This window comes from Halomonas sp. YLB-10 (assembly GCF_003856855.1).
Taxonomy (GTDB): domain Bacteria; phylum Pseudomonadota; class Gammaproteobacteria; order Pseudomonadales; family Halomonadaceae; genus Halomonas; species Halomonas litopenaei.
Genome location: NZ_RRCU01000006.1, coordinates 316,241 through 337,248, shown reverse-complemented (window position 1 = coordinate 337,248; position 21,008 = coordinate 316,241). Strand labels below are relative to the sequence as shown.

Genomic DNA, 21,008 nt, shown 5'->3' with positions numbered 1-21,008 from the left:
CGCCATCCCTGATGCATTCAGTGAGGTATTGACCGCTACCCACCGAGCCCCTTGGCGATATTGGCCTGTCGACTCAGGAGCGTTTCTTCGGTGATCCACCAGGCCAGCCTGGCGACATCAGGTCGGTGTCCTGAGCGTGAGGGGTGTCCTTGAGGTCGCCGAATGTCGGCCTGGTGGGGACGTCACCCTTCCAACCGGGTGATGACAGCTCGGTATTGCCAAGCCCTGGGAGCTGCTCCTGAAGCTTCTGCTGCGCGATCTTTTCGAGTTGTGTCCTCGCTTGCTGCTCGACTCGCCCCGCAAGATCGCTCGGAATGTCACCTGGGATGGTTGGCAACGGAGGCCCCTTGGGCCAACCTGGCGACGATAGACCCGCGCTGGAAGTGCTTGGCCTTCCTCCAGGCGTACCACCTGTCCAGCCGGGAGACTGAAGGAGGCTGGGCGCTTGGGGAGGCGATCCCTGATCTCTGGAGCTGCCTGACACAGCAGTCTGGGTGTCGCTGGACGAGGTGGCGTACGTTGGCTTGATCGGCACCTTGACGGGCCATGCCTGGGGCCGTTTGTCGATTTCTCGCGGGTCCTGGAAGTACTCGACCTGGACACCCCCCAGAGGCAGCCCAGACAGCGTTGCCTTGCCGGCGGCGTCCAGCACCCCTTGGCGTACCGAGCCATCGGCGAGGAAAGCGCGATAGCGGGCGCCGGGCACCGGCCGACCGTTGCCATAGAGGTGTTCAAGATCCAGGTTGGAGGGTTCGGTTTGCGGAAGGTTGTCCAGCGGATAACTCAGACTCGTGGGCCCGCCAAACAGGTGCTGGCTGCCCTTGACGTCGATAGTGCCGGGGGCGTGAATTTCGATGTCGCCGCCCTTGAGTCGGATATAGCCGCCACCGCAGGTCAGCAGCACTTCCTCGGCAGCGGCAATGTGCACGGCGTCTTCGGTGGAGGTGATGCTGAGCTTTTTCTCTGCTGTGAGCGCCATCTCGTCGCTCTGGGCCTGCACCTCGACCTTGCCCTGGGCGGCGAACAGCTTGATCCCGGCGCGCTGGACAAACAGCGACAGCCGGTCGGCGATGCTGGCGACCAGGCGTTTGCCGGCGGCCAGGTTGATGTCTTCGCTTGCGGTGACGCTCAGTGACTTGCCCTGGGCCAGGTGGGTGGACTGGGGGGTGCTGATGGCGATGCCCGCCGGGGAGGCCAATTGCAGCCAGGGCTCCTTGAGTCGCGCGGCCTCGCCACGCCCACCTTTGCTTGCCGTTGTCGCACTGCTGCCGTCGAAGGCTGTGGCAGAGTCGGCACTACCGTGGCGCCCCTGGGCGTCGTCGCTGGCCTTGTGCAGGTCGGTGCGGCTGGCAAGCGCCTCGGCGTCGTGGTCGACAGCGCTGTCGCTGAGACTGTCGGCAAGCTGCCAGGCGCTTTGTAGTTCGCGCCAGGCGGGGCGCATGTCGAGCTGCTCACCGTTGGCACCAAGCTGTCCCCAGCTGCTGATCAACAGGCCCTGGTTGGCGCGCACGGCGCCGTAGGCGTCGGTGCGCAGCTCGAAGCCGGTGCCGCGAAAGTCGCCGCGGGTATTGCCGTGCTGGTGGATCAGATAGCCGAGGTTCAACTGGCTCTTGGCGTGCTCGGAGTTGAGCCGCACCCGCTCCTGGTCGGTGGCGTCATCGAACACCAGCTCGTTGTACTTGCCGCCGCGATAGGTCTTCGACTTGAAGCCCGACAGCAGGCCGTTGGAATGCCATTCCGGACGTTCATCGCCGTTGTAGACCCGACCGGTGATCAAGGGGCGATCCGGGTCGCCCTCGAGGAAGTCAACGATCACCTCCTGGCCGATGCGCGGGACAAAGACCGCGCCCCAGCCGGCGCTGGCATTGGGCTCGCTGACCCTCAGCCAGCAGCTCGAGCCAGCGTCGTGGTGACCCAGCCGGTCCCAGTGAAACTGCACCTTGACCCGGTTGAGCCCGTCGGTGTGGATTTCCTCGTCTTCCGGCCCCACCACGGTGGCGGTCTGGGGGCCACCCATCACCGGGCGCGGATGGTCGAGGCTCGAGCGATAGGGCAGGCACAGGCGCTGGGTCTCGATGTCGACCAGATAGTGGCCGGTGCCGGCGCGCTGGTAATCGTCACGGTGGAGGCTGGAGCCTTTATCCGAGAGACCCAGCCCGTGGGCGCGACGCGCCTGATCGAGCTGTTCCTGCAAGCTTCCGGGCAGGGTCGACAGATGCGCCGATACCGGCAGGGCATTCTCGGCATGCACGCTGAGGCCCAGCACCAGGAACTCGCGCTCGCTGTCGTCGCCGCGCTCATGTTGGCCATGCTGGGTCAGGGTGAAGTGGCCGCCTACCTGAAGCTGGCGGGCGCCACCGGCGCCATGGAAGCGCTTGGCGCGGGACTCCAGGGCTTCCAGACGATTGACCCCCAGTCGTTCACCGCGACGGTGGTCCGGGTAGTAGTACTCGCCTGGATAATCGTAGACCTCGGTGTCCGGCAGGTGACCCTGGTCACGGATGGTGTCCTGGGCGATGTCGCTGGGGTGGCGAGGCTGCTTGTAGTTGAAGGTGGCGAGGCTTACGCGGGTGGGCTGCTGCTGACGGCGCCCACCCCACTGGGTCAGTGCGTCCTCGGCCTCAGTGGCGGCCTGGCGATGGAAGCGGATGGCCTGGGGGGTGACCGCTGGGCAGGTATCTACGCTGTCGGTGATCACCAGGCAGTGATCGCCTTCGCCATGGCTGAAATAGAAAAACAGTCCTTCTTGTTCCATCAGCCGGTTGACGAAGTGGAAGTCGCTCTCTCGGTACTGCACGCAGTAGCTGCGCGTGGGGTAGTCGCGACGAAGATCAAAGCGGTAGCGCCCCTTGGCGATCTCGTGGCCCTGGAATACCGCCTCGATCACCTCGGTGACGTTCTTGTCCTGGAAGATGCGGCTGTCACGACCGAGGCTCAACAGGGATAGCCAGGGCACCAGCACCAGTTGGTAGTAGTAGACGCCACCGTCTTCGCCGAGCAGGGCGGCGGAGTCGACCAGGCCAGAGAGCGGACGGTAGCCGCCGTCGGCCTGGCGGATCTCGATCAATGCCGGCTGGGCGATCAGCGACTTGAGTTCGATGTCGCCGCGCTGGGAGATCACGTCGAGGGTGTAGCAGAAGGGGCGCGAAATGGCCTCTTCACCGACCAGGCGATGAGGGATCAGCGATTGCCCGGCCAGATGAAACTTGAGCAGGCGCTGATCCTGACTCAGTGTGACGTCAAAGGCTCCGAGCAGGTCGCTTGGGCGATACGAGGACCAGGAGGGGTCGTCCATGCTCAGCATCCTCCTGCCAAACGTGCCCACTCGGTGGGCGCCGATGGAAGACGCAGTAATGAGCGCAAATGATGGGGAGCAGATGGCATGGCGGTTCCGCCCTGAACGATTCCGTCAGTCCGAATCTGGAGGATCTTACCGGCGGGACGGGGCCCGGGCAGCAGGGGAAAGGCGTTTTCAGAAAGGGCTTACGCAGGAAAACGACATGTCGAGCAAGCTGTGCCTTGGCAACACCGCAAACCGGGCATTGAAGGAGGCGGTGCACGTCGCTTGGGCCCTGAATGGCGGCTTGTGGTTTGCAGTGCCGCTGCGCTGGATCCCGGGCTTGCCGTGTGAACGCCACCCTATGCAATCACACGGCAAGGCCGCTGGCTGAATCCTGGAGGCGCTGCCCTAGGGCGAAGAGGTCTGTTGTTTGGCGTTTCCGCTGGATGTGCCTTCGTTGTCATCGGGGCGTTCGCGCTGTTGTCTGGCCAGCGCCCAGATCTTCTCGTCAAGCTTGGCCTCGAGCGCCTTGAGTCGCTCTGACTGATTTGCCAGCAGGCGCCTCTGCTCTTCGATACGCTCGTTGAGCAGGTCAACCTCGTGGCCTCGAGCGCGCAGGTTCTCCTCGGCTCGCGAGCGCTCCATCTGCGTCTCGCGATGGCGCTTTTCCTCTTCTGACAGTTCGCCCCGCAGTGCCTGAAGCTGCTGCTGCAACACCTCCTGGCGCTGATCGGCCTGCTTGAGGCGCTGGGCATGAGCCTTTTCCGCACTTTGTCGTTCCTGGCGTGCTTCGTCCAGCATGGCCATCAGCCGCGCCTCGGCGGCCTCGTGGCGCTGTTCTTCCTGGGCCAGGCGCTCGCGATGCTGCTTCTGCTGGTCATCCAGCGCCTGCTGGTACTCCCTGCCTTCACGCTCCTTGTCCTGCTGCAGACGATCAAGCTGAGCTTCGAGCTGGGTGGCGCGTTCGCCTTCCTTGATGAGCTGCTGCTCCAGCGCTTGATTGGCGCTCGCCAGTCGTGCCGATTCCGAGGCCGCCTCCTGCAGGCGCTGCTCCATGGATGACAGATGGGCCGACAGGGCGCTTTCGCGCTGTTCGGCGTCCTCGGCGCGACGATCAGCGGCGGCCACCTTTTCAAGCGCGCCTTCCACGTTGCGATCGGCCTCCTGGCGATAGTGGGCCAGGTTTTCCGCCGCTGCCTCCTGGGCCTTGCTCCAGAGCTCTTCGGCCAATCCCTGAAGCTCCACGGGCATCCCCTGGGGTGGCGGAACGTCTCGTCGCTCTTCCCGGCGTGAACGCCATTCGCGCAGATGTTCGCTGATGGTGGTGAAGCTGCCGGTGCCGAGTATCTCTCGGACCTTCTGAACGCTGGGGGCTTCCTGCTGCTTGAGCAGAGTATCCACCGCTCGTTGAACGTCGTCGTAGGTGATCCCGGTACGGGCCATGAAGCTCTCCTTGTGCGGTGGTCGATTCCGCCAGCGGCTGATCATGCCTGAATGCCCCCTCGCTCGCCATGCTCCGGTTCGCTTTCTGTGACACCCGTTGACACTGCCTTGCGGTGTCGTCACGTGAGCGGTGCTCACATTCCTGCGAACCCCTGCCTGCTCCGTGAGGGGGCGGCTGGTGCCGCCAGCCATCATTTCCATTAAGCAAAGGCGATAGTACGTGTAATTACATAAAGCGTAAATACGTAGGAATATTTATGATATGCGACAATAAATCAAGATTACGCGTCTTATCTTGAATTTACGCACCTACAGGGGCAGACTAAAACGATCAGCACTCGCTGCGGATGCATGGGAGAAGCTGGCGTCGTATGGCGCGGGAAGGGCTGCGGCGAGTTGGTTGCAGCGGTAGAAACGGCGTGATTTCTCGTTGATGTCGAACAAGGGCGGGTAGAGAACGTCTAGGGAGAAGTTCTTCTTTGGATAATGTCTAGTTTAAAATCAATGCGTTACAAGATTTCTTGCTCGCCCGGCGGGACGGTTTTGGGTTAGGCTAGAGCAGGGAAAAACGAGACCAGGAAAGAGCGCGGGCATGGCAGCGCCAGACCGGGGAAAGCGAGAGCGGAGAACGGTTCGAAAAGAGATGAGCTAGAGCAGAGAAGGGCCAGCCCGGGGAAAGCGAGAGCGGAGAATGGCTAGAGAAGAGCTAGAGCAGCAGGGAAAGGCCAGAATAGAGAGCGGCAAAAGTAGAGAAGCACGAGGGCGGGAGAGGGCGGGCAGGTGAGTAGCGGTCAAGCCACCCTGACAGCAGGGCATCAGGGGTTATGCCCACGCCACTTGGCATAAGCTGCCGTTCCAAGCGCCAGAATGATCAGCGGCGAAGCCACGAACAGGAACGTCTTCAGGGATTCGAGAATATCCGGTGTCATACGTCCTCCTCAGAGAAAAACCTCTTCTTAGTAGTGATTCCGAGAGCTGCACAGCCAATCCCCAGCAGCACCCCCGCGAGCGAAAGGAGTGGGGGTATCTGAGACGTGAACAGGCCGCCCATGACACTGAGTGCCACGATGGTGGCACCAACCCGATCAACGAAGTCCCCGAAGCCACGGGCAGCGAAATGCTGGTTGTGCTCATGATCGATCTCGACGGCTCCCTGTCGTTCATACGTCAGCATACCCGAGACACCCAGATACCGGCGCAACCAGGCTGCGCGCTATCGCGTTCTCGCACATTGGCCGCGCACAACCGGATGTGGCCATTGGTGTCTTGAGCGGCCAGCTGGTCAGCAGCACTTTTTATCTATTCAGCCGCGCCAAGCGACGACACGCAATGGCGCAAGCCAATGGGCAGGTCATATGAGCAAGATACCTCCGATACAGGCACAGGACGGCAGGGCGGTCGTCGGCAGCACGCCGGGGGGCACCCTGGTCGAGGGCGAATTACCGTCTTCGTCGTCCCCGCAGGCCCTGATCGAGGCGGAAGATGACTGGCAGGCGGTGGCCCACTGGCTTGCCGAATACGCCGGCAGCGCGCAGACCCAGCGCGCCTACCGCCGCGAGGCCGAGCGGCTGCTGCTGTGGCTTGAAGAGCACCGCCTTTCGCTGGCCCAGATGACCCGGGCTCACCTGGATGAGTTCGAGGCCTTTCTCGCCGACCCACGCCCCCGCGAGCAGTGGGTAGGACCGGTCAGGCCGCGTCAGGATCCTCGTTGGCGGCCGTTTCGTGGCCCACTGTCGCCGTCAAGTCGACGCCAGAGTCTGGTGATCCTGCAAGGCACGATGGACTGGCTGGTGGAGGCGGGCTGGTTGTCGCGCAACCCGTTTCGACTGATGCGCGACAAGCGCAGGCGACTCAACAATGGCCAGCGGCGTGTCGAGCGCTATCTGGAACGTCCGCTGTGGGACTGGTTGTGGGCCTGGCTCAATGAGCCACTGGAGTCAGGTGCCGACCGACGAGCCAGATTTCTCTGGACCAGGCGGCGACTGGTGTTCGGCTTTGCCTACCTGCTGGCCCCGCGGATCAACGAGATGAGCCAGGCGCGCATGGAGGATCTGGTGAGGCGGGAAGGGCGCTGGTGGTGGCAGGTGGTCGGCAAGGGCGGCAAGTTTGCCGAGATTCCGGTGCCACCCGACATGATCGAGCTGGTCCGGGAGGCGCGGACGCTCTACGGCGAGCCGGCCGATCCCGCCGGGGATCCAGCGCCACTGTTGAGACGCCTGGATGGTAAGACCGCGCTGGGTGACAACCAGTTGTACCGACTGATACGCACGACCTTCAGCCAGGCCGCGGACTGCCTGGAAGAGCAGGGCGGAGATCCCCAGGCGGTGGCACGGATACGACAGGCTACGCCGCACTGGCTCAGGCATACCGCTCTGACCCATCAGGCCCAGGCGGGCGTGGAGCTTCGTTATCTGGCGCAGTCGGCACGTCACTCACGCCTGGAGACGACGTCACGCTACCTTCACACCGAAGACGAGGAGTGGCATCGCCAGCAGTCGCTGCACGGCCTTGGCCAGGCAGAGGGACCAAAATGGGGGCAAGGGAAGGGGGGAGAATAAGGAATGAAGAAACAGCCCCCCTGGACAGGTTTCTGGCTGGGGGCGGCTAGCAGAGCCGACCAGTAGAACCCGCCAATGGAGCCAACCAGGCAAGCCTAGTGCTCGAGGGGGCCGCGCTTTCGGGCGATATAACGATTGGCGTGCTCGGTGAGCGCCTTGACGTCGGACTTGTAGCCACGGTCGAGTCGGTAGGCAGCCACCGCCAGCGCCAAGGTGGCGCCCAGCATGATCAGCATGGCGATATGGAATGTCATCACTTGTCCCTCCAGGTGAGCAGGGCCTTGGCATAGGATGCCACGAGAGCCAGACCAAAGCCAACGAAGGCGCCCCAAAGCGGCTTGGCCGTGCTGGCCACCACCAGCGTCGCCCCCGAGCTATCCTTGTCGGCGAAGAACAGCGCAATCAGCGAAAGCGCGCCGACGGTGGTGCCCGCGCGATCCGCCAGATCCAGCAGATTGGTAAGGATGGCCGCTCGCTTGGCCCGGCGCTGGGCGGCCAGGTGAGCGATGATTTCTTCCAGCTGCTGCTGCGTCAGGCCTCGCTCGGAGGCCGGCGTGCCGGTCTTGTCGGCCCGTGACGAGCCCAGATACTGGTCGAGCTCCTTTTCCAGTGCATCGAGTCGTCTATCACGTGAGCGATGCGGGCCCTGTCCTTGGGGGTCTGGCGCTTGCATGTCGATCTCTTTATGTAGCTTAGGCGGCGAGCGACAGCGAGTGCTCCGTTGTCACCCGCTCAGGGCGAATTCTAGCATGACGCCTGGCCGGGTTCTCCGAACCGGGGCTGACCGGGGGAGGACGACGGCGGGGCCAGGCAGGTATAATCCTGGCAGCATTCTAGGGAGTCACCATGACCACGACGAGTACCGCAGAACAGGCCCAGCAGGAGCTGCTGGAAGAGTTTGAACTGTTCGACAACTGGATGGACCGCTATCAGTACATCATCGACATGGGCAAGGCATTGCCGGCCTTCCCCGATGAGCACAAGCGTGACGAGCTGAAGATTCAGGGCTGTCAGTCCAATGTGTGGATGCACCACGAGCGCCAGGGCGACACCCTGCACTTTGCCGCCATCTCGGACGCCGCCATCGTGTCAGGGCTGATCGCCGTGCTGATGCGCATCTACAACGATCGAAAGCCCAGCGACATCCTCGCCACCAGTCCGCATTTTCTCAAGGACCTGGGTCTCGACAAGCACCTGTCGCCGACCCGCAGCAATGGCCTCAACGCCATGCTCGAGCGCATCTATCGCGTCGCGGAGCAGGAAGCTGCCTGATGCTTGAAACCTGGGCGTCGACGAGGCGCCCGCGTCAGTCCGCTGATCTCGAGTCGCTGTCGCCGCGCACCTCAAACCGCTCGTCGAGCTCCGGATCCTGGCGGCAAAGCCTCTCGCTGGGCCCGCCAGGCACAGGATCGATGCCGCCCTTGGCGCCAGGATGGCAGCGCAGAATACGCTTGAGCGCTAGCCAACCGCCCCGTATCGGGCCGTGAACCGTTATGGCTTCGTGACTGTAGTGCGAGCAGCTTGGCCAGTAGCGACAGCGTGGGCCCAGCAATGGGCTGATGACACCCTGGTAGAGGCGAATCAGCGCCAGTAACGGCCATGCCAGCCAGCGCTTCGGTCCGCGCCCTCGGAGTGATGGCTCCTGCGCGGGGGGCGATCGATCATCGCGACCACGGCCGCTGTCAGCCTCGGCCGTCGCCGATGACTCAGGATCCCTTGGTGTAGAGCTCATCGGGATCGATCAGCGCAGCGCTGCTGATGCGGGCGCTGTCAGCCTCCAGGGACAGATAGAAACAGCTACGACGGCCGGTATGGCAGGCCGGACCGGTCTGCTCGACCTGCAGCAGCAGGGTATCGCCGTCACAGTCCAGCGACGCACTCTTGAGATGCTGCTGCTGGCCGGAAGACTCGCCCTTGCGCCACAGCTTGGCGCGGGAGCGGGAGTAGTAGCATACCCGGCCAGTGCGCAGTGTTTCCTCCAGTGCCTCCCGGTTCATCCACGCCATCATCAGCACTTCGCCGCTATCGTGCTGCTGGGCGATGGCCGGCAGCAGACCATCGCCGTTGAATCGCACATTGGCCAGCACCTCTTCGAGAGAATGACGGCTATCGCAGGGTTCGCGCTCGAGGCGTTTGAGCAGGTCGGTCATGGGGCTCAGGTGGCGTCCTTGGGGGTGGAAGAGGATGTATTGACTGGATCAGCGGTGGCGTCGGCACGCTCCTCCGCACCATCGTTGCTGCCGCCTTGGCAGGCCTGGCACAGGCCAAGCAGTTCGATGGTCTGGCGCTGTACCTGGAAGCCCAGCGTCCTGGCACGGCTTGCCAGTTGCTCGTTGATCTCGTCGAGGTGCAATTCCTCGACGCGCCCGCAGTCCCGGCAGATCAGCAACTGGAAGCGATGGGCATGCTCGGGGCAGGGGCAGGCGACGTAGGCATTGAGCGACTCGATGCGATGTACCAGCCCCTGTTCGATCAGGAACTCCAGCGCACGGTACACCGTCGGGGGGCGCGCGGCGGCGTGATCCTTGGCTAGCCGATCCAGCAGATCGTAAGCCTTGAGGCCACCGCTGGCCTCACCGATCAGTTCCAGTACACGTCGCCGGATGGGGGTGAAGCGCACGCCACGATGTGCGCAGTGAGCTTCAGCCTGTTGTAGCAGGGCGGTTTCGGTCATGGGGTCCAATATTCACGAAGCGGCAACCTAGTCTACGCGCTGGCCCGCCGGCGGGCCAGACACGCGAAACTGTCAAATGGCTTCTGCCGGGGCTTCCTGCAGCTCGCCCTGGCGGGCGAAATGGTGCTGGGCGAAGGCCACCCGCTCGGCAGCGCTGCGCTCCTCGGTCTGCGCCTCGATCAGATCGAGGCGTCGCCGCAAGCCTTCGCCATTGGCCATCTGGATCGCCAGGCCAGGGCGGGCGTTCAGCTCGAGCAACATGGGGCCGCGGTCACGATCGAGCACCATGTCGGTGCCGAGATAGCCAAGCCCGGTCATCTCGTAGCAGCCGGAGGCGAGTTCAAGAAGGGTGGTCCAGCCAGTGATCTGCAGGCTGGCCAGTTCGTGGCCGGTATCGGGATGGTCGGTGCGCGAACGATCGAACTGGACACCTCGTACGGCGCGCCCGCTGGCGATATCGATACCGACGCCCACCGCACCCTGGTGCAGGTTGGCCTTGCCGTCGGAGGCGGCGGTGGACAGCCGCATCATCGCCATCACCGGGTAGCCCTTGAACACGATGACACGGATATCCGGCACGCCTTCGTAGGTATAGGCAGCGAAGGTGGTATCGAAGTTGATCAGCCCCTCGACCAGGGCAACGTCCGGGGAGCCCCCAAGCGAATAGAGCCCCGAAAGGATATTGGAGACGTGGCGTTCGACATCCTCGATATCCAGCTCCGCGCCGCTGGGCTTGATGAAGTGCTTGCCCTCGACTCGCTCGATGACCAGGATGCCCTTGCCGCCGCTGCCCTTGGCCGGCTTGATCACAAAACCGTTGTGGCCCGCCAGCATCTCGCTGATGTGCTTGACACTAAACTGGGTCGACACCGTACCGATATGCTCCGGCGTGGTGATGCCGTATTCCTGTGCCAGCAGCTTGGTCTTGAGCTTGTCATCCACCAGCGGATACAGCTTGCGACTGTTGTAGCGACCGATGTAACGGATGTTACGCCGGTTCATGCCGATGATGCCCTTGGCCTTGAGCTTGCCGGGACTGGTCCAGTTGAGCATGGCTCAGTCCTCCGTGACCGGCTTGAAACGACGCAGTTCTAGCAGCCGGTAACCGGTGTAGTTGCCCAGCAGCAGGATCAGCGCCATCAGGATGAGCTGCAGGCCGAGGAAGTTAAAGGTGATGTGGCGAATCCACGGATTGTTCATCGCCAGATATGCCAGTACCGCGGTCAGCAGGCTGCCGCCGCCCTGGATCAGCACCTCCTTGGGGCCTTCTTCTTCCCACAGGATCGACATCCGTTCGATGGTCCAGGACAGGATGATCATCGGGAAGAAGGTGATCGTCAGGCCCGCATTGAGGCCAAAGCGATAGGACAGCACGGTGAAGATCGAGATGATCGCTATCACCGTTATTATCACCGCCGTCACCCTGGCCACCAGCAATAGATTCAAGTGTGACAGATAGCTGCGGATGACCAGACCGACGGCCACCACCAGCAGAAACCCGACCAGGCCGGTGAGCAGGGTGGTCTGGATGAAGGCCAGGGCAATCAGTACCGGCATGAAGGTACCGGACGTCTTGATGCCGATCAGCACCCGCAGCAGCACCACCACCAGCGCACCGATCGGGATCAGCAGGATCGTCTGGAACAGCGCCTGCTCCTCGAGCGGCAAGCTGTGAATCGAGAAGTTGAGCAGGGTATCGCTGTCCTCGGCGAGCTGGCTGCGCACTGCCGCCGCGGCGGGCTGATTGCGTACCAGCATGGAGAAGGAAATACGTGAATCGCGACCGCCTTCCACCTCGAGCACGGCATTGCCAGCGCTTTCCCACATCAACAGGTTGTCGGGCTTGCCCTGTTCGCCGGTGGCCGGATTGAACAGTGCGCGCTTGTCGCCGTCATAGACCTGTATCCACGAGGTCAGGCTCTGGCGCCGACGGCCGCTGTCGAGCATCAGGCCACTGACCTCACGGGCGGCAACGCCGGCCTGGTTCAACAGGCGCACGGCCAGCGGCACACGATCGAACTGGGTCAGCAGTAGCCTGGCATTTTCCCCCTGGCGGTCATCGGCGAATTCGCTCAGCAATTCACGGGCGAAGGTAAAGGCGTCGGACGAGCGTGCCCAGGCGCGGTCGATCACCTGCTGGGCGGCGGTGTCGTAGGGACGCTCCCAGGCGACATCGGTCACCGGCGGCGGCGGGGGCGGAGCAGTTGCCTTGCGGGCACCTTCGGTCACCAGTACCTGGGCGGTGTAGTAGAGGCGCTGATCGCCCACCGCCTCGCGGGTGGACCACTCGGCGCGACGTGCGCCGTTTTCCTGCAGGAACGCCAGGCCATAACCCGGCGAGGCGGTGTGCTCGGTCAGCACCCGAAAACCGGCCTGAGAGGAGGGCAGGGCCATGTCCACCTTGGCCGGCTCGCCCTGGCCATCGAAGGTGACCTGAGCCTCGATTTCCCAGACCTGGCGCTGTTCACCCGGCGTCCAGGGGACCTCGAATTCCACGTGGCGGTGAATGCTCATCGCGATGCCAACCACCATCAGCAGGGCGACGATCAGATAAAAGGGCAGTCTGGACATGGGTCTTCCTTAATCGGGAGCGAAAGGCCGACGCCCCGGGGCGTCGGCACACAGCGTTATCTCAGGGCTGTTCCTGATCATCACGATCGGCCGCTTCCTCGTCGGCGGCTTCGCTGGCCGATTCCCCTCCTGGGAATTCGGGACGGTCGTGCAGGTAGTGGCGTGCCACGTCGATGACGGCGATATCCAACAGGAAACGACGGCCAAGCAGGACGGGATAGCTCAGGTGGGTGCGGTCGTTCAGGGTGAATTCAACCTGTTCACGCAGCGGGCCGAGGGTCATCAGCAGGCTGACCACAGGGCGGCTTTCTTCACCGTTGGCCTGGACGATGGTCACCTTGCGTTCTACCGGTGCCTCGATCCATTCATCGCGCACGGCCTCGACCACCGAATCCTCTTCATTGAGGCCAAGCTTGAAGCGCACCCATTCGTCACCATCCCGTTCGAAGGTGGTGACATCGGTAGCGGACAGCGATGAGGTATTGGCCCCGGAGTCGATCCGCGCCTTGAGATAGGTGCCCACATCGGGCAAGCCAACCCACTCGCTGCGTCCCAGCAGTTCCTTGTTGTCGATACCGGACTCGGTGCTGGCCTCACACTGCGTCGTCCGAGGACCGGGCTCCGCGCTGCCGCGCTCGAGCCCGGCCAGATCCTGGCGTACGCCGCGCAGCAGGCTACCGACTTCGCGGATATCGGCGGTCATGCGGCGATCCTGCGCTGCCTGTTCACTGAGCATGTCGTGGGTCAGGTCGCAGCGTCCCGCCAGGCGCGTCTCGAGCCCTCGGATCTCGGCGTGGAATTCCGAAGGCGTGAGAGGTTCGGGGGGGGGCGGAGCGTCGACCGGTGCCAGTGCACAACCACCGAGCATCGCGGCGGCGGCCAAGGAAAGAAAACAAGTCGGTCGGAGGGGCATGACGCTAGCGTCCTTGTATCGGCATCGACAAAAATGGTGAGACTCGCAAAGATCGCTCCCGAAGAAGCCCATCGAACGAGACAAATTGAAGCGATGATAAGGAGCGACGCCAGCGCTGTCCATGCTGGGGCCGGGTTGATCACGCCTCAGGTGCTCCGCTGTACTGCTGAGAACCGCCTACAATCCCGAGCCCGCACCCCTGGAAAAGCGCTAGGGTGTCTACTGGGCGGGGCTCATATCTACCTCATCAGGAATCGGGACAATAGAACCAAGGAGTTGCCTGAGTATTGTCGGCTACACAAGTCCCTATACGCGCCCTTGGGCATTCCACTTCTACTATGCAGAACCTTTCGTGCTTTGCTGAAGCTAGCACGAGGCTGACTACAATAACGCAACAAGATAGCGACAGAGTCGACTACAAGGTTCAACGTTCTCGTCGGAGCCCTCGCCATGGATAACAAGATTCTTGTGGTAGTGACCAGTCACGCCAAGTATCCCAATCATGATCGAGCCACGGGTCTGTGGCTAGGTGAAGCCGTGCATTTCATCGATCATGTCGAACAGGCTGGCTGGACCTGCGACATCGCAAGCCCCAAGGGGGGCTATACGCCCATCGATCCCCACAGTCTGGCGGCCGCCGAGGCGATTGACTGGGACTACTATCAGAACAAGGACTTCATGAACCGCCTGGGTACGACGCTGGCCCTGGACGAGGTCAACGCAGCGGACTATCGGGCAATCTATCTGGCGGGCGGGCATGGGGTCATCTGGGACTTTCCGGGCAACGAGACGCTCCAACGCCTGTGTCGGGACATCCACGAGGCAGACGGTATCGTATCCTCTGTGTGTCACGGTGCCGTGGGCTTGCTCAATGTGACCCGGGATGATGGGGAATACCTGATCAAGGGCATGAAGGTGACCGGCTTTTCCAATCACGAGGAGCACCTGGCCAAGCTCGACGACATCGTGCCGTTTCTTACCGAAACGGAGCTTGTCGAGCGTGGCGGGCTCTATTTGAAGGCGGATCGCGCCTGGGAGCCATTCGCCGTAGTCGATGAGCGGCTGGTCACCGGGCAAAATCCAGCCTCGGGCCGACGCGTGGCCGAACTGGTGCTGGAAGCGTTGGGCGACTGATCACCGTCGGTCAGCAAGATCTTTTCTATCCGGACATCACCATGGCAGCCAGACATCGTCAGGGAAGACGCACGATAGCGATTATCGTCACCACGGCGCTGGTCGCCGGACTCGTCATGGGGTTCTACGCAGGAAGCCGTTACCAGCTCTGGCATCTCCAGGACGCCTGCCTGGATGCCGGAGGACGGGTTTCAGACGACGGTGTGGCACGATGTGAAATCGAACGTGAGATCGAGCGTGAGTTCGACCGCAGGTAGCCTTGGTTCGAACCCGTTGGCGGCAGCAACCGTGTCGGTCTTGGGTATGTGCGCGCCATCGGAGATCGCCAATGATTGTCCGTGAAGAAGCTCCAAGGGATCACGACGCCATCGAAGCATTGATTCTTACGGCGTTCGACGGCCATCCCCAGCATGCACCGGGCGCAAGGCCTACCGAACACCTGATCGTCAGAGCGCTGAGGGCAAGCGAACGCCTGACGCTGTCCTTGGTGGCGGACGACCAGGGCATGATCGTCGGGCATCTGTGTCTGTCGCCGGTGCTGATCGATGGCGAGGCGACAGCCTGGTTTGGGCTCGGCCCTGTAGCAGTAGCGCCGGCGTGTCACCGCAAGGGGATCGGCGCACGCCTGATCCGCGAAGGACTTGGACGCATGCAAGAGCAAGGCGCCGCTGGTGTGGTGGTGCTGGGTGAGCCCGAGTACTACGGGCGCTTCGGCTTTTCGCGACATCCGGGGCTATGGCTGGCCCAGGTCCCGGAGGACGCCTTTCTGGCGCTGCCGTTGGGTGACCGCGGCAGCAGCATGCCGACCGGGGAGGTCACGTATGATCCGGCGTTTTTATCCTGAACCGCCAGAGGTGCAAGCGGCGATGAGAGTGTCGGCAGAGGGAGCCGGATGGATGGGACAGAAAGCCGGCACGTATCATTAACGTCCATCGATAGGGATGATGCAGAGCGCAGAGGCTTGTCCGGGAGAACCGGCAAACACCTCATTTAACATAATATAGATTATGCGAACCATGGGTCATGAAAGCTTGTGAAGGCTGATAACAGCCTCTTGTCACCAGAACCCCGCATCAATCGCTGTCCTTATCTACCTCGAACTTACCTCGAACTCGGCGGTAGCTTCCCACCGAGCCCAACGGATTCAGATCACCGAACTGGCAGTCCTGTCGAGCTGCCTGCGTCAACCGATGACAACTGACGTACTGGCGGCCGGCACTGACTCACCCCTTTTCTTTGAACCGCTGGTAAGTCTCCCGGGCGCGTTCCAGGTGGCGCGCCATGGCGGCTCTGGCGGCGTCGGGCTGGCGTGACAGGATGGCGTCGAGCACGTCCTGGTGCTCGGCTTCCACGCGCTTGAGATAGGTGCTGGTGGAGTCGGTGTTGACCTCGCTGGTCGCCAGCTTCGAGCGTGGAATCGCTCTCAGGTTGAGCTGCTCCAGCGCCTGAGGGAAGAATGGATTGTGGGTGGCCCTGGCAATCGCGTGGTGGAACTCGAAGTCCTCGTTACGCGCCTGGCTACGCTGCTGACGAGCCTTGACGAAGGCCGCATGGGTGTCACGCAGGCGAGTCTCGTCGTCGGCCTCGAAGCGCTCGGCGGCCAGTGCCGCCGCAGCGGGCTCCAGATTAAGCCTCAGTTCGATGACATGCAGGATGTCTTCGACGGTGGTTGGACGAATCCGCTTGGCGGGCATGGCCTCGGCCGGTGCGGCCCGGATCACCGTGGTGCCGACGCCACGCCGTGCCTCGACCAGGCCCAGCGACTTGAGGTGAGCCACCGCCTCGCGGATCACCGTCCTGCTGACACCGAAGGAATCACACAGGCCGCTTTCTGTCGGCAGCTTCTCGCCGACGGCGATGGTTCCGGCGGTGATCAGACCTTCCAGCTGGTCGGCCACGTTCATCGACAGACTGCCTTCACGCGTCAGCTTCTTGACGTTTAGCGGTGCCGGTTCCGTGCGGGGTGCTGGCTTGGCTGCCATGGTCGATTCCTCTTCAGTTCGCGTGGCGATGACGCGACGTGCCGCAAAGCGCTATTTTTCAGGGCTATTTATCAGGGCTGTATATCAGCACTGACTATCAGGACGCCAGTGTATCAAGGCGATGGCGTCAGGTCCCCGGTGTCAGGCTGCTCGATCCTCTATCCCTCTATCCCTCTATCCCTCTGCCAGTGTCGGAGACGGATGCCTGGTGGCTTTCCGCGACGATTCAGTGGCTATTCATCGTCAGGATGGCCCTGGCCTGCAAACTTGCCGCCCTGGAAGCGCACCGAAGGGTCATCGGGAGCCAGCCGCCCTCCCCTGGCCTCGATCTCGGTACGCCAGGGTTCGGAGCTGTCCTTGGGCACCCAGCCCAGAAAGCCTGCTTCGCGATTGTCCCACCATTGTTCGGCGTTGTTGGAGGCGCCGTAGACCACGGTGTAGGCCAGTTCAGGGACGCAGAAGGCGCGCTCGAGCAACGCCATGAAATCCTCGACGCTCATCCAGGTAGCCAGCATGCGGGCATCGGCGGGCTCAGGGAAGCAGGAGCCAATACGCACCGCCAGGGTTTCGACCCCGAACTTGTCGAAGTACAGACTGGCGAGGTCCTCGCCGAAGCTTTTCGACACGCCATAGAGCGAATCCGGGCGTTTCGGCACCTTGGCGTCCAGCCGCTGATGCTGTGGGTAGAAGCCGATGACGTGGTTGGAACTGGCGAATACCACCCGCGGCTTGTCATGACGGCGCACCGCCTCATAGAGGTGATAGGTGCCCATGATGTTGGCCGGCAGGATCTGCTGCCAGGAGCGCTCCACCGATACACCGCCCAGGTGGACAACACCATCGCAGCCTTCCACCAGGCGAGCGACAGCATCGACGTCGGTCAGGTCTGCCGTGACGATCTCTTCATGGCGGGTGTCGTGGGTCACGTCCTGGTCGACGGTGACCATGTCGGACAGGCGGACCTCCTTCGCCAGGCGACTCAGATGAGGTCTCAGAGCGGTGCCCAGGCCCCCGGCGGCGCCGGTGACCAGCAGTCGATTCAACATGTCAGAATTCCTTCTCGGGTGTCGTGTCTCGTGTCTCGTGATACGCGCCTTCAGCGACCGAAGCCGTACAGTTCGGCGGGATTGTCGACCAGGATGCGTTGGCGCTGCTGCTCATTGGCCCAGGCCAGCAGTACGTCGAGCTGGTCAGGGTCGCCGGGGTACTGATCTCGCGGGACACCAACATGGGGCCAGTTGCTGCCCCAGAGGATGCGTTCCGGTGCGTGGTTGATGACCCGCCGGGCGATGGCGCCGACGTCGTCGTAGTCGGGCCCTCCGCTCAGGCTGGTCTCGTAACCGGCGCAGACCTTGAACCAGGCGTTGCCGCGGTCAAGCAGCCTGAGAATGGCATCGACGCGAGGATCATCGGCCGGCACCGGATCGATGAACTTGCCGATATGATCGATGATGTACGGGCACTCGATACGTTCCAGCATCGGCAGGTGCTGGTCGAGCTCGCGGCCATTGAACTGTACCATCAGGTGCCAGCCCAGGGGCGCGATCAACGGCTCGACCTCGGGCAGGCGAGCCAACGGCATGGCGCCTCCGCCCAGGTTCATGATGCGTGCGCCGCGTACACCTCGGCCATGCCAGTCTTCGAGGGTTTTCAAAGGGGTGTCAGGACTGACGGCGGCGACCCCGCGGGCCTTGTCCAGGCCCAGTTGATCGAGCGAAGCAAGCAAGGCGCCATTGTCGAACTGATAGGCGTTGGACTGGGTCACGACCACCCTGTCGAGCCCCATCCAGCGCTGGAAGCGCCGGAGATCCTCGACGGTTGCCAACTCCTTGATCGGCGGCCCGCCTGGCTGGCCTTTGTAGCCATCGAGGAAGAGATGAATATGGCAATCGGTGGCGCCGGCGGGTGCCTTCAGCCTGGGCGCGCGCCCTTCCAGCGGACGGGTATTGGCCGGTATCACTGTCTTGTCTCCTTGAGGGCGAAACGTGTCAGGGCGTCGCGATCGATCTCGATGCCCAGTCCAGGGCCGTCAGGGATATCGACCCAGCCCTGATGATGCTCCAGCGGCTGGGTAACAATTGCCTGGCGGAAGGGATTGTGGGTCCGATCGAACTCCATGATGGGTTCGATCGGCTCACGTCTCGGCGGATTGGGCGGCAGCGCCGCCATGGCCTGAAGGCTGGCGGCGATGCACACGGCGGTGCCCCACACATGGGGAATCAGGCGCACGCCATGAAGCGCCGCCATATCCACGACGCGCCGCATCTCGGTGAAGCCGCCGACGCCGCATATGTCGGGCTGGCAGATATCGATGGCGCGACTGGCCAGCGGCTCCTGCATGGCGTAGCGGCCATGCCAGTTCTCGCCACTGGCGACCGGTAGAGGCTGGCCATCGCGCACCGCGCGATAGGTATGAATCTGCTCCGGTAGTACCGGTTCCTCGAACCAGTCGACGTCGTAAGCCGCCGCCCGCTTGCCGACCTCGAGGGCCTCCAGCAGGTCATAGCCGTGGTTGGCATCGATCATCAGACGCCGATCGGGACCGATGGCCTCGCGCACGGCGGCGATGACCCGAAGATCTTCCTCGACGTTGAAGCCGATCTTGATCTTCACCCCGTGAAAGCCTTCCTCGGCGTAGCCCGCCACCTCCGCGGCGATATCACTGACCCGGTCCACGCCATCGCGACGAAAGGAGCCGGTGGCGTAGGCCTGGACGCGTTCGCGAAAACGCCCTCCCAAGAGCTCCGACACGCTGGCACCGTAGTGCTTGCCCTTGATGTCCCACAGCGCGATGTCGATGCCGCTGAGGGCGGTCATGGTCAGCCCCCGCTGGCCCTGGTCACGCAGCCGGTTGTAGAGCACGAGCCACAGTCTTTCATGCTCCAGCGGGTTGGCGCCGATCAGGGTGTCGGCGTAGGTGGCCACCACCGCGGCGTTGGCCTGGGCCGGACCGAGGCACTCCCCCCAGCCGACGGTGCCGTCTTCGCAGGTGATCTCCACCAGGCAGTGCTGGCGGCGTTCGAAGCGCATGGAAGCACTTTCGAAGGCCTGTTCAAGGGGATGATCCAGCAGATGGGTCTCGACCCTGGCGATCTTCATCGGTGTGCCTCTTTTCCTGTAGGTGGTCAGCGGTGTGTGGCGCCTCGTCGAAGGGGGCTTGGCATGGTCGCCATCACTCCAGCATGTTGGGCAGCGCCATGGACAGTGCCGGAACGTAGGTCACCAGCATCAGAGCGGCGAACAACGCCAGGTAAAACGGCCAGATGGTGCGAACGGTCTGTTCGATCTTGATCTTGCCGACCACGCTGCCGACAAACAGGCAGGCACCCACCGGCGGCGTGCACAGCCCGAGCCCCAGATTCATCATCATCATGATGCCGAACTGGATCGGATCCATGCCGAACTGGGCGGCAATCGGCAGAAAGATCGGCGTGCAGATCAGGATCAGCGCCGCCATGTCCATGATCATGCCGAGTGCCAGCAGGATCAGGTTCAGCATCAGCAGGATGGCGAGCGGATTGTCGGTGATCCCGAGCAGCGTGTTGGACAGCAACTCCGGCACGCTATAGAGGGCGAGCAGATAGGAGAACGCCGAGGCGCAGCCGACCAGGATCATCACCAGCGCGGTGGTGCGCACCGACTGGTAGACCGCCTGCTTGAACGATGCCCAGTGCAGCTCGCGATAGACCAGCGCGGTGACGACGATGGCGTAGATGGCCCCGAAGGCGCCTGACTCGGTCACCGTCAGCACGCCAGACAGCACGCCGCCCACGATGATGACCGCGGTCAGCAACCCTGGCAGTGCGGCGGCAAAGCTGATCGCCAGCGCCTGCCAGCCCGGAAAGTGTTCGCCCTGGTAACCACGCTTGACCGCTACCAGATAGGCGGCAAGGGCCAGCAGGCCACACATCAGGATGCCCGGCACGATGCCCGCCATGAACAGCTTGGTGATGGACAGGCCGCCACCGGCCGCCACGGCGTAGAGGATCATGTTGTGGCTGGGCGGAATCACCACCCCGGCCACCGACGAGGTCACCGTCACGTTGACCGCGTAGTCCGCGTCGTAGCCCTTCTCCTTCATCACCGGAATCAGGATGGAGCCGAGCGCTGAGGTGTCCGCCACCGCGGAACCGGAAATCCCGCCGAACAGCATCGAAGAGGTCACATTGACCACCCCGAGCCCTCCGCGCACTCGGCCCACTGCGGCAGAGGCCAGGCGCACCAGGCGCTGGGAAATACCGCCGTGCAGCATCAGCTCGCCGGCGAAGATAAAGAACGGAATGGCCAGCAGGGAAAACACCGAAATGCCCGAGAGGATGCGCTGGAATGCCACGAACAGCGGCAGTCCCTCATAGAGAAAGCCCCCTACTGCTGCCAGTCCTACCGCAAAGGCCACCGGAGCGCCGACCGCCAGTCCCAGGGCAAAGAGTCCAAAAACGATAGCGAGTCCCAT

The 21,008-nt window shown here is 63.0% G+C and carries 21 protein-coding genes; 6 read left to right on the top strand and 15 right to left on the bottom strand.

Features of this window, described 5'->3' with window-relative positions; translation table 11 throughout:
- Positions 1-73: 73 nt before the first annotated feature.
- The gene (locus EBB56_RS15400) at positions 74-3,295 is read right to left on the bottom strand and encodes a type VI secretion system Vgr family protein (RefSeq protein WP_124804739.1); all 3,222 of its coding nucleotides are present in this window, start codon (positions 3,293-3,295) and stop codon (positions 74-76) included.
- Positions 3,296-3,500: 205 nt separating this feature from the next.
- Here EBB56_RS15400 and EBB56_RS21920 point away from each other — a divergent pair, with 205 nt between their 5' ends.
- On the top strand, positions 3,501-3,671 hold the full coding sequence (locus EBB56_RS21920) for a hypothetical protein (protein ID WP_185696457.1): 171 nt from the start codon (positions 3,501-3,503) through the stop codon (positions 3,669-3,671).
- Between the two features lie 17 nt (positions 3,672-3,688).
- On the opposite strand, the gene EBB56_RS15395 is transcribed toward EBB56_RS21920, so the two are convergent.
- Positions 3,689-4,723, bottom strand: a complete 1,035-nt coding sequence (locus EBB56_RS15395) for a DNA-binding protein (RefSeq protein ID WP_181248715.1) — start codon at positions 4,721-4,723, stop codon at positions 3,689-3,691.
- Positions 4,724-6,078: 1,355 nt separating this feature from the next.
- Here EBB56_RS15395 and EBB56_RS15390 point away from each other — a divergent pair.
- Positions 6,079-7,281, top strand: a complete 1,203-nt coding sequence (locus EBB56_RS15390) for a site-specific integrase (protein WP_124804737.1) — start codon at positions 6,079-6,081, stop codon at positions 7,279-7,281.
- A gap of 95 nt (positions 7,282-7,376) precedes the next feature.
- Here EBB56_RS15390 and EBB56_RS21915 read toward each other — a convergent pair whose 3' ends face one another.
- Together EBB56_RS21915 and EBB56_RS15385 are read right to left on the bottom strand one after the other, a co-directional pair.
- Complete coding sequence (locus tag EBB56_RS21915; RefSeq protein WP_156088610.1) at positions 7,377-7,535, bottom strand: hypothetical protein; 159 nt, start codon at positions 7,533-7,535, stop codon at positions 7,377-7,379.
- A complete protein-coding gene (locus EBB56_RS15385; protein ID WP_045992081.1) occupies positions 7,535-7,954 on the bottom strand; it encodes a hypothetical protein in 420 nt (139 codons plus the stop codon). Before EBB56_RS15385 ends, EBB56_RS21915 begins: the two co-directional genes overlap by 1 nt.
- A gap of 173 nt (positions 7,955-8,127) precedes the next feature.
- Here EBB56_RS15385 and EBB56_RS15380 point away from each other — a divergent pair, with 173 nt between their 5' ends.
- Positions 8,128-8,553: a SufE family protein gene (locus EBB56_RS15380; RefSeq protein ID WP_045992080.1), complete on the top strand. Its 426-nt coding sequence runs from the start codon at positions 8,128-8,130 to the stop codon at positions 8,551-8,553.
- A gap of 34 nt (positions 8,554-8,587) precedes the next feature.
- Here EBB56_RS15380 and yidD read toward each other — a convergent pair whose 3' ends face one another.
- From yidD to EBB56_RS15350, 6 genes are all read right to left on the bottom strand, one after another.
- On the bottom strand, positions 8,588-8,887 hold the full coding sequence (gene yidD / locus EBB56_RS15375) for a membrane protein insertion efficiency factor YidD (RefSeq protein WP_197037158.1): 300 nt from the start codon (positions 8,885-8,887) through the stop codon (positions 8,588-8,590).
- 100 nt (positions 8,888-8,987) lie between these two features.
- Positions 8,988-9,431 (bottom strand): phosphoribosyl-AMP cyclohydrolase, encoded by a 444-nt coding sequence (hisI, locus tag EBB56_RS15370; RefSeq protein WP_045992079.1) that lies wholly within the window; start codon positions 9,429-9,431, stop codon positions 8,988-8,990.
- A gap of 5 nt (positions 9,432-9,436) precedes the next feature.
- Positions 9,437-9,955, bottom strand: coding sequence for a Fur family transcriptional regulator (locus EBB56_RS15365; RefSeq protein WP_045992078.1), 519 nt, complete (start codon positions 9,953-9,955; stop codon positions 9,437-9,439).
- A 72-nt stretch (positions 9,956-10,027) separates the two neighbouring features.
- A complete protein-coding gene (locus tag EBB56_RS15360; protein ID WP_045992077.1) occupies positions 10,028-11,008 on the bottom strand; it encodes an alpha-L-glutamate ligase-like protein in 981 nt (326 codons plus the stop codon).
- 3 nt (positions 11,009-11,011) lie between these two features.
- Complete coding sequence (locus EBB56_RS15355) at positions 11,012-12,526, bottom strand: inactive transglutaminase family protein (RefSeq protein ID WP_108447945.1); 1,515 nt, start codon at positions 12,524-12,526, stop codon at positions 11,012-11,014.
- Between the two features lie 61 nt (positions 12,527-12,587).
- Positions 12,588-13,439, bottom strand: a complete 852-nt coding sequence (locus EBB56_RS15350; protein WP_124804736.1) for an ATP-dependent zinc protease — start codon at positions 13,437-13,439, stop codon at positions 12,588-12,590.
- A 450-nt stretch (positions 13,440-13,889) separates the two neighbouring features.
- Between EBB56_RS15350 and EBB56_RS15345 the strand changes: the two genes are divergently transcribed.
- The 3 genes from EBB56_RS15345 (at position 13,890) to EBB56_RS15335 (ending at position 15,417) form a co-directional block, all read left to right on the top strand.
- Entirely contained in the window at positions 13,890-14,573 is a 684-nt protein-coding gene (locus tag EBB56_RS15345; protein WP_124804735.1) for a type 1 glutamine amidotransferase domain-containing protein, read from the top strand.
- A gap of 41 nt (positions 14,574-14,614) precedes the next feature.
- Complete coding sequence (locus EBB56_RS15340; protein WP_124804734.1) at positions 14,615-14,830, top strand: hypothetical protein; 216 nt, start codon at positions 14,615-14,617, stop codon at positions 14,828-14,830.
- 71 nt (positions 14,831-14,901) lie between these two features.
- Complete coding sequence (locus tag EBB56_RS15335; RefSeq protein WP_124804733.1) at positions 14,902-15,417, top strand: GNAT family N-acetyltransferase; 516 nt, start codon at positions 14,902-14,904, stop codon at positions 15,415-15,417.
- A gap of 379 nt (positions 15,418-15,796) precedes the next feature.
- On the opposite strand, the gene EBB56_RS15330 is transcribed toward EBB56_RS15335, so the two are convergent.
- The 5 genes from EBB56_RS15330 to EBB56_RS15310 all read right to left on the bottom strand — a co-directional run bounded on the left by EBB56_RS15330 (position 15,797) and on the right by EBB56_RS15310 (position 21,008).
- Positions 15,797-16,555, bottom strand: coding sequence for a FadR/GntR family transcriptional regulator (locus tag EBB56_RS15330; RefSeq protein ID WP_045992073.1), 759 nt, complete (start codon positions 16,553-16,555; stop codon positions 15,797-15,799).
- Positions 16,556-16,788: 233 nt separating this feature from the next.
- Positions 16,789-17,601, bottom strand: a complete 813-nt coding sequence (locus EBB56_RS15325) for an NAD(P)-dependent oxidoreductase (protein ID WP_045992072.1) — start codon at positions 17,599-17,601, stop codon at positions 16,789-16,791.
- 50 nt (positions 17,602-17,651) lie between these two features.
- Complete coding sequence (locus EBB56_RS15320; RefSeq protein WP_083970299.1) at positions 17,652-18,515, bottom strand: amidohydrolase family protein; 864 nt, start codon at positions 18,513-18,515, stop codon at positions 17,652-17,654.
- Positions 18,512-19,654, bottom strand: coding sequence for a mandelate racemase/muconate lactonizing enzyme family protein (locus tag EBB56_RS15315; protein WP_045992071.1), 1,143 nt, complete (start codon positions 19,652-19,654; stop codon positions 18,512-18,514). Before EBB56_RS15315 ends, EBB56_RS15320 begins: the two co-directional genes overlap by 4 nt.
- A gap of 73 nt (positions 19,655-19,727) precedes the next feature.
- On the bottom strand, positions 19,728-21,008 hold the full coding sequence (locus EBB56_RS15310) for a TRAP transporter large permease (RefSeq protein WP_045992070.1): 1,281 nt from the start codon (positions 21,006-21,008) through the stop codon (positions 19,728-19,730).

What these genes read in the sequence shown, in the direction of transcription:
- EBB56_RS15325 (WP_045992072.1), bottom strand. Translation starts at nt 17,601, where the DNA reads ATGTTGAATCGACTGCTGGTCACCGGCGCCGCCGGGGGCCTGGGCACC.
- EBB56_RS21915 (WP_156088610.1), bottom strand. Translation starts at nt 7,535, where the DNA reads ATGACATTCCATATCGCCATGCTGATCATGCTGGGCGCCACCTTGGCG.
- EBB56_RS15400 (WP_124804739.1), bottom strand. Translation starts at nt 3,295, where the DNA reads ATGGACGACCCCTCCTGGTCCTCGTATCGCCCAAGCGACCTGCTCGGA.
- EBB56_RS15335 (WP_124804733.1), top strand. Translation starts at nt 14,902, where the DNA reads ATGATTGTCCGTGAAGAAGCTCCAAGGGATCACGACGCCATCGAAGCA.
- EBB56_RS21920 (WP_185696457.1), top strand. Translation starts at nt 3,501, where the DNA reads ATGTCGAGCAAGCTGTGCCTTGGCAACACCGCAAACCGGGCATTGAAG.
- EBB56_RS15390 (WP_124804737.1), top strand. Translation starts at nt 6,079, where the DNA reads ATGAGCAAGATACCTCCGATACAGGCACAGGACGGCAGGGCGGTCGTC.
- EBB56_RS15380 (WP_045992080.1), top strand. Translation starts at nt 8,128, where the DNA reads ATGACCACGACGAGTACCGCAGAACAGGCCCAGCAGGAGCTGCTGGAA.
- EBB56_RS15385 (WP_045992081.1), bottom strand. Translation starts at nt 7,954, where the DNA reads ATGCAAGCGCCAGACCCCCAAGGACAGGGCCCGCATCGCTCACGTGAT.
- EBB56_RS15340 (WP_124804734.1), top strand. Translation starts at nt 14,615, where the DNA reads ATGGCAGCCAGACATCGTCAGGGAAGACGCACGATAGCGATTATCGTC.
- EBB56_RS15310 (WP_045992070.1), bottom strand. Translation starts at nt 21,008, where the DNA reads ATGGGACTCGCTATCGTTTTTGGACTCTTTGCCCTGGGACTGGCGGTC.
- hisI (WP_045992079.1), bottom strand. Translation starts at nt 9,431, where the DNA reads ATGACCGACCTGCTCAAACGCCTCGAGCGCGAACCCTGCGATAGCCGT.
- EBB56_RS15365 (WP_045992078.1), bottom strand. Translation starts at nt 9,955, where the DNA reads ATGACCGAAACCGCCCTGCTACAACAGGCTGAAGCTCACTGCGCACAT.
- EBB56_RS15395 (WP_181248715.1), bottom strand. Translation starts at nt 4,723, where the DNA reads ATGGCCCGTACCGGGATCACCTACGACGACGTTCAACGAGCGGTGGAT.
- EBB56_RS15350 (WP_124804736.1), bottom strand. Translation starts at nt 13,439, where the DNA reads ATGCCCCTCCGACCGACTTGTTTTCTTTCCTTGGCCGCCGCCGCGATG.
- EBB56_RS15315 (WP_045992071.1), bottom strand. Translation starts at nt 19,654, where the DNA reads ATGAAGATCGCCAGGGTCGAGACCCATCTGCTGGATCATCCCCTTGAA.
- EBB56_RS15360 (WP_045992077.1), bottom strand. Translation starts at nt 11,008, where the DNA reads ATGCTCAACTGGACCAGTCCCGGCAAGCTCAAGGCCAAGGGCATCATC.
- EBB56_RS15355 (WP_108447945.1), bottom strand. Translation starts at nt 12,526, where the DNA reads ATGTCCAGACTGCCCTTTTATCTGATCGTCGCCCTGCTGATGGTGGTT.
- EBB56_RS15330 (WP_045992073.1), bottom strand. Translation starts at nt 16,555, where the DNA reads ATGGCAGCCAAGCCAGCACCCCGCACGGAACCGGCACCGCTAAACGTC.
- EBB56_RS15345 (WP_124804735.1), top strand. Translation starts at nt 13,890, where the DNA reads ATGGATAACAAGATTCTTGTGGTAGTGACCAGTCACGCCAAGTATCCC.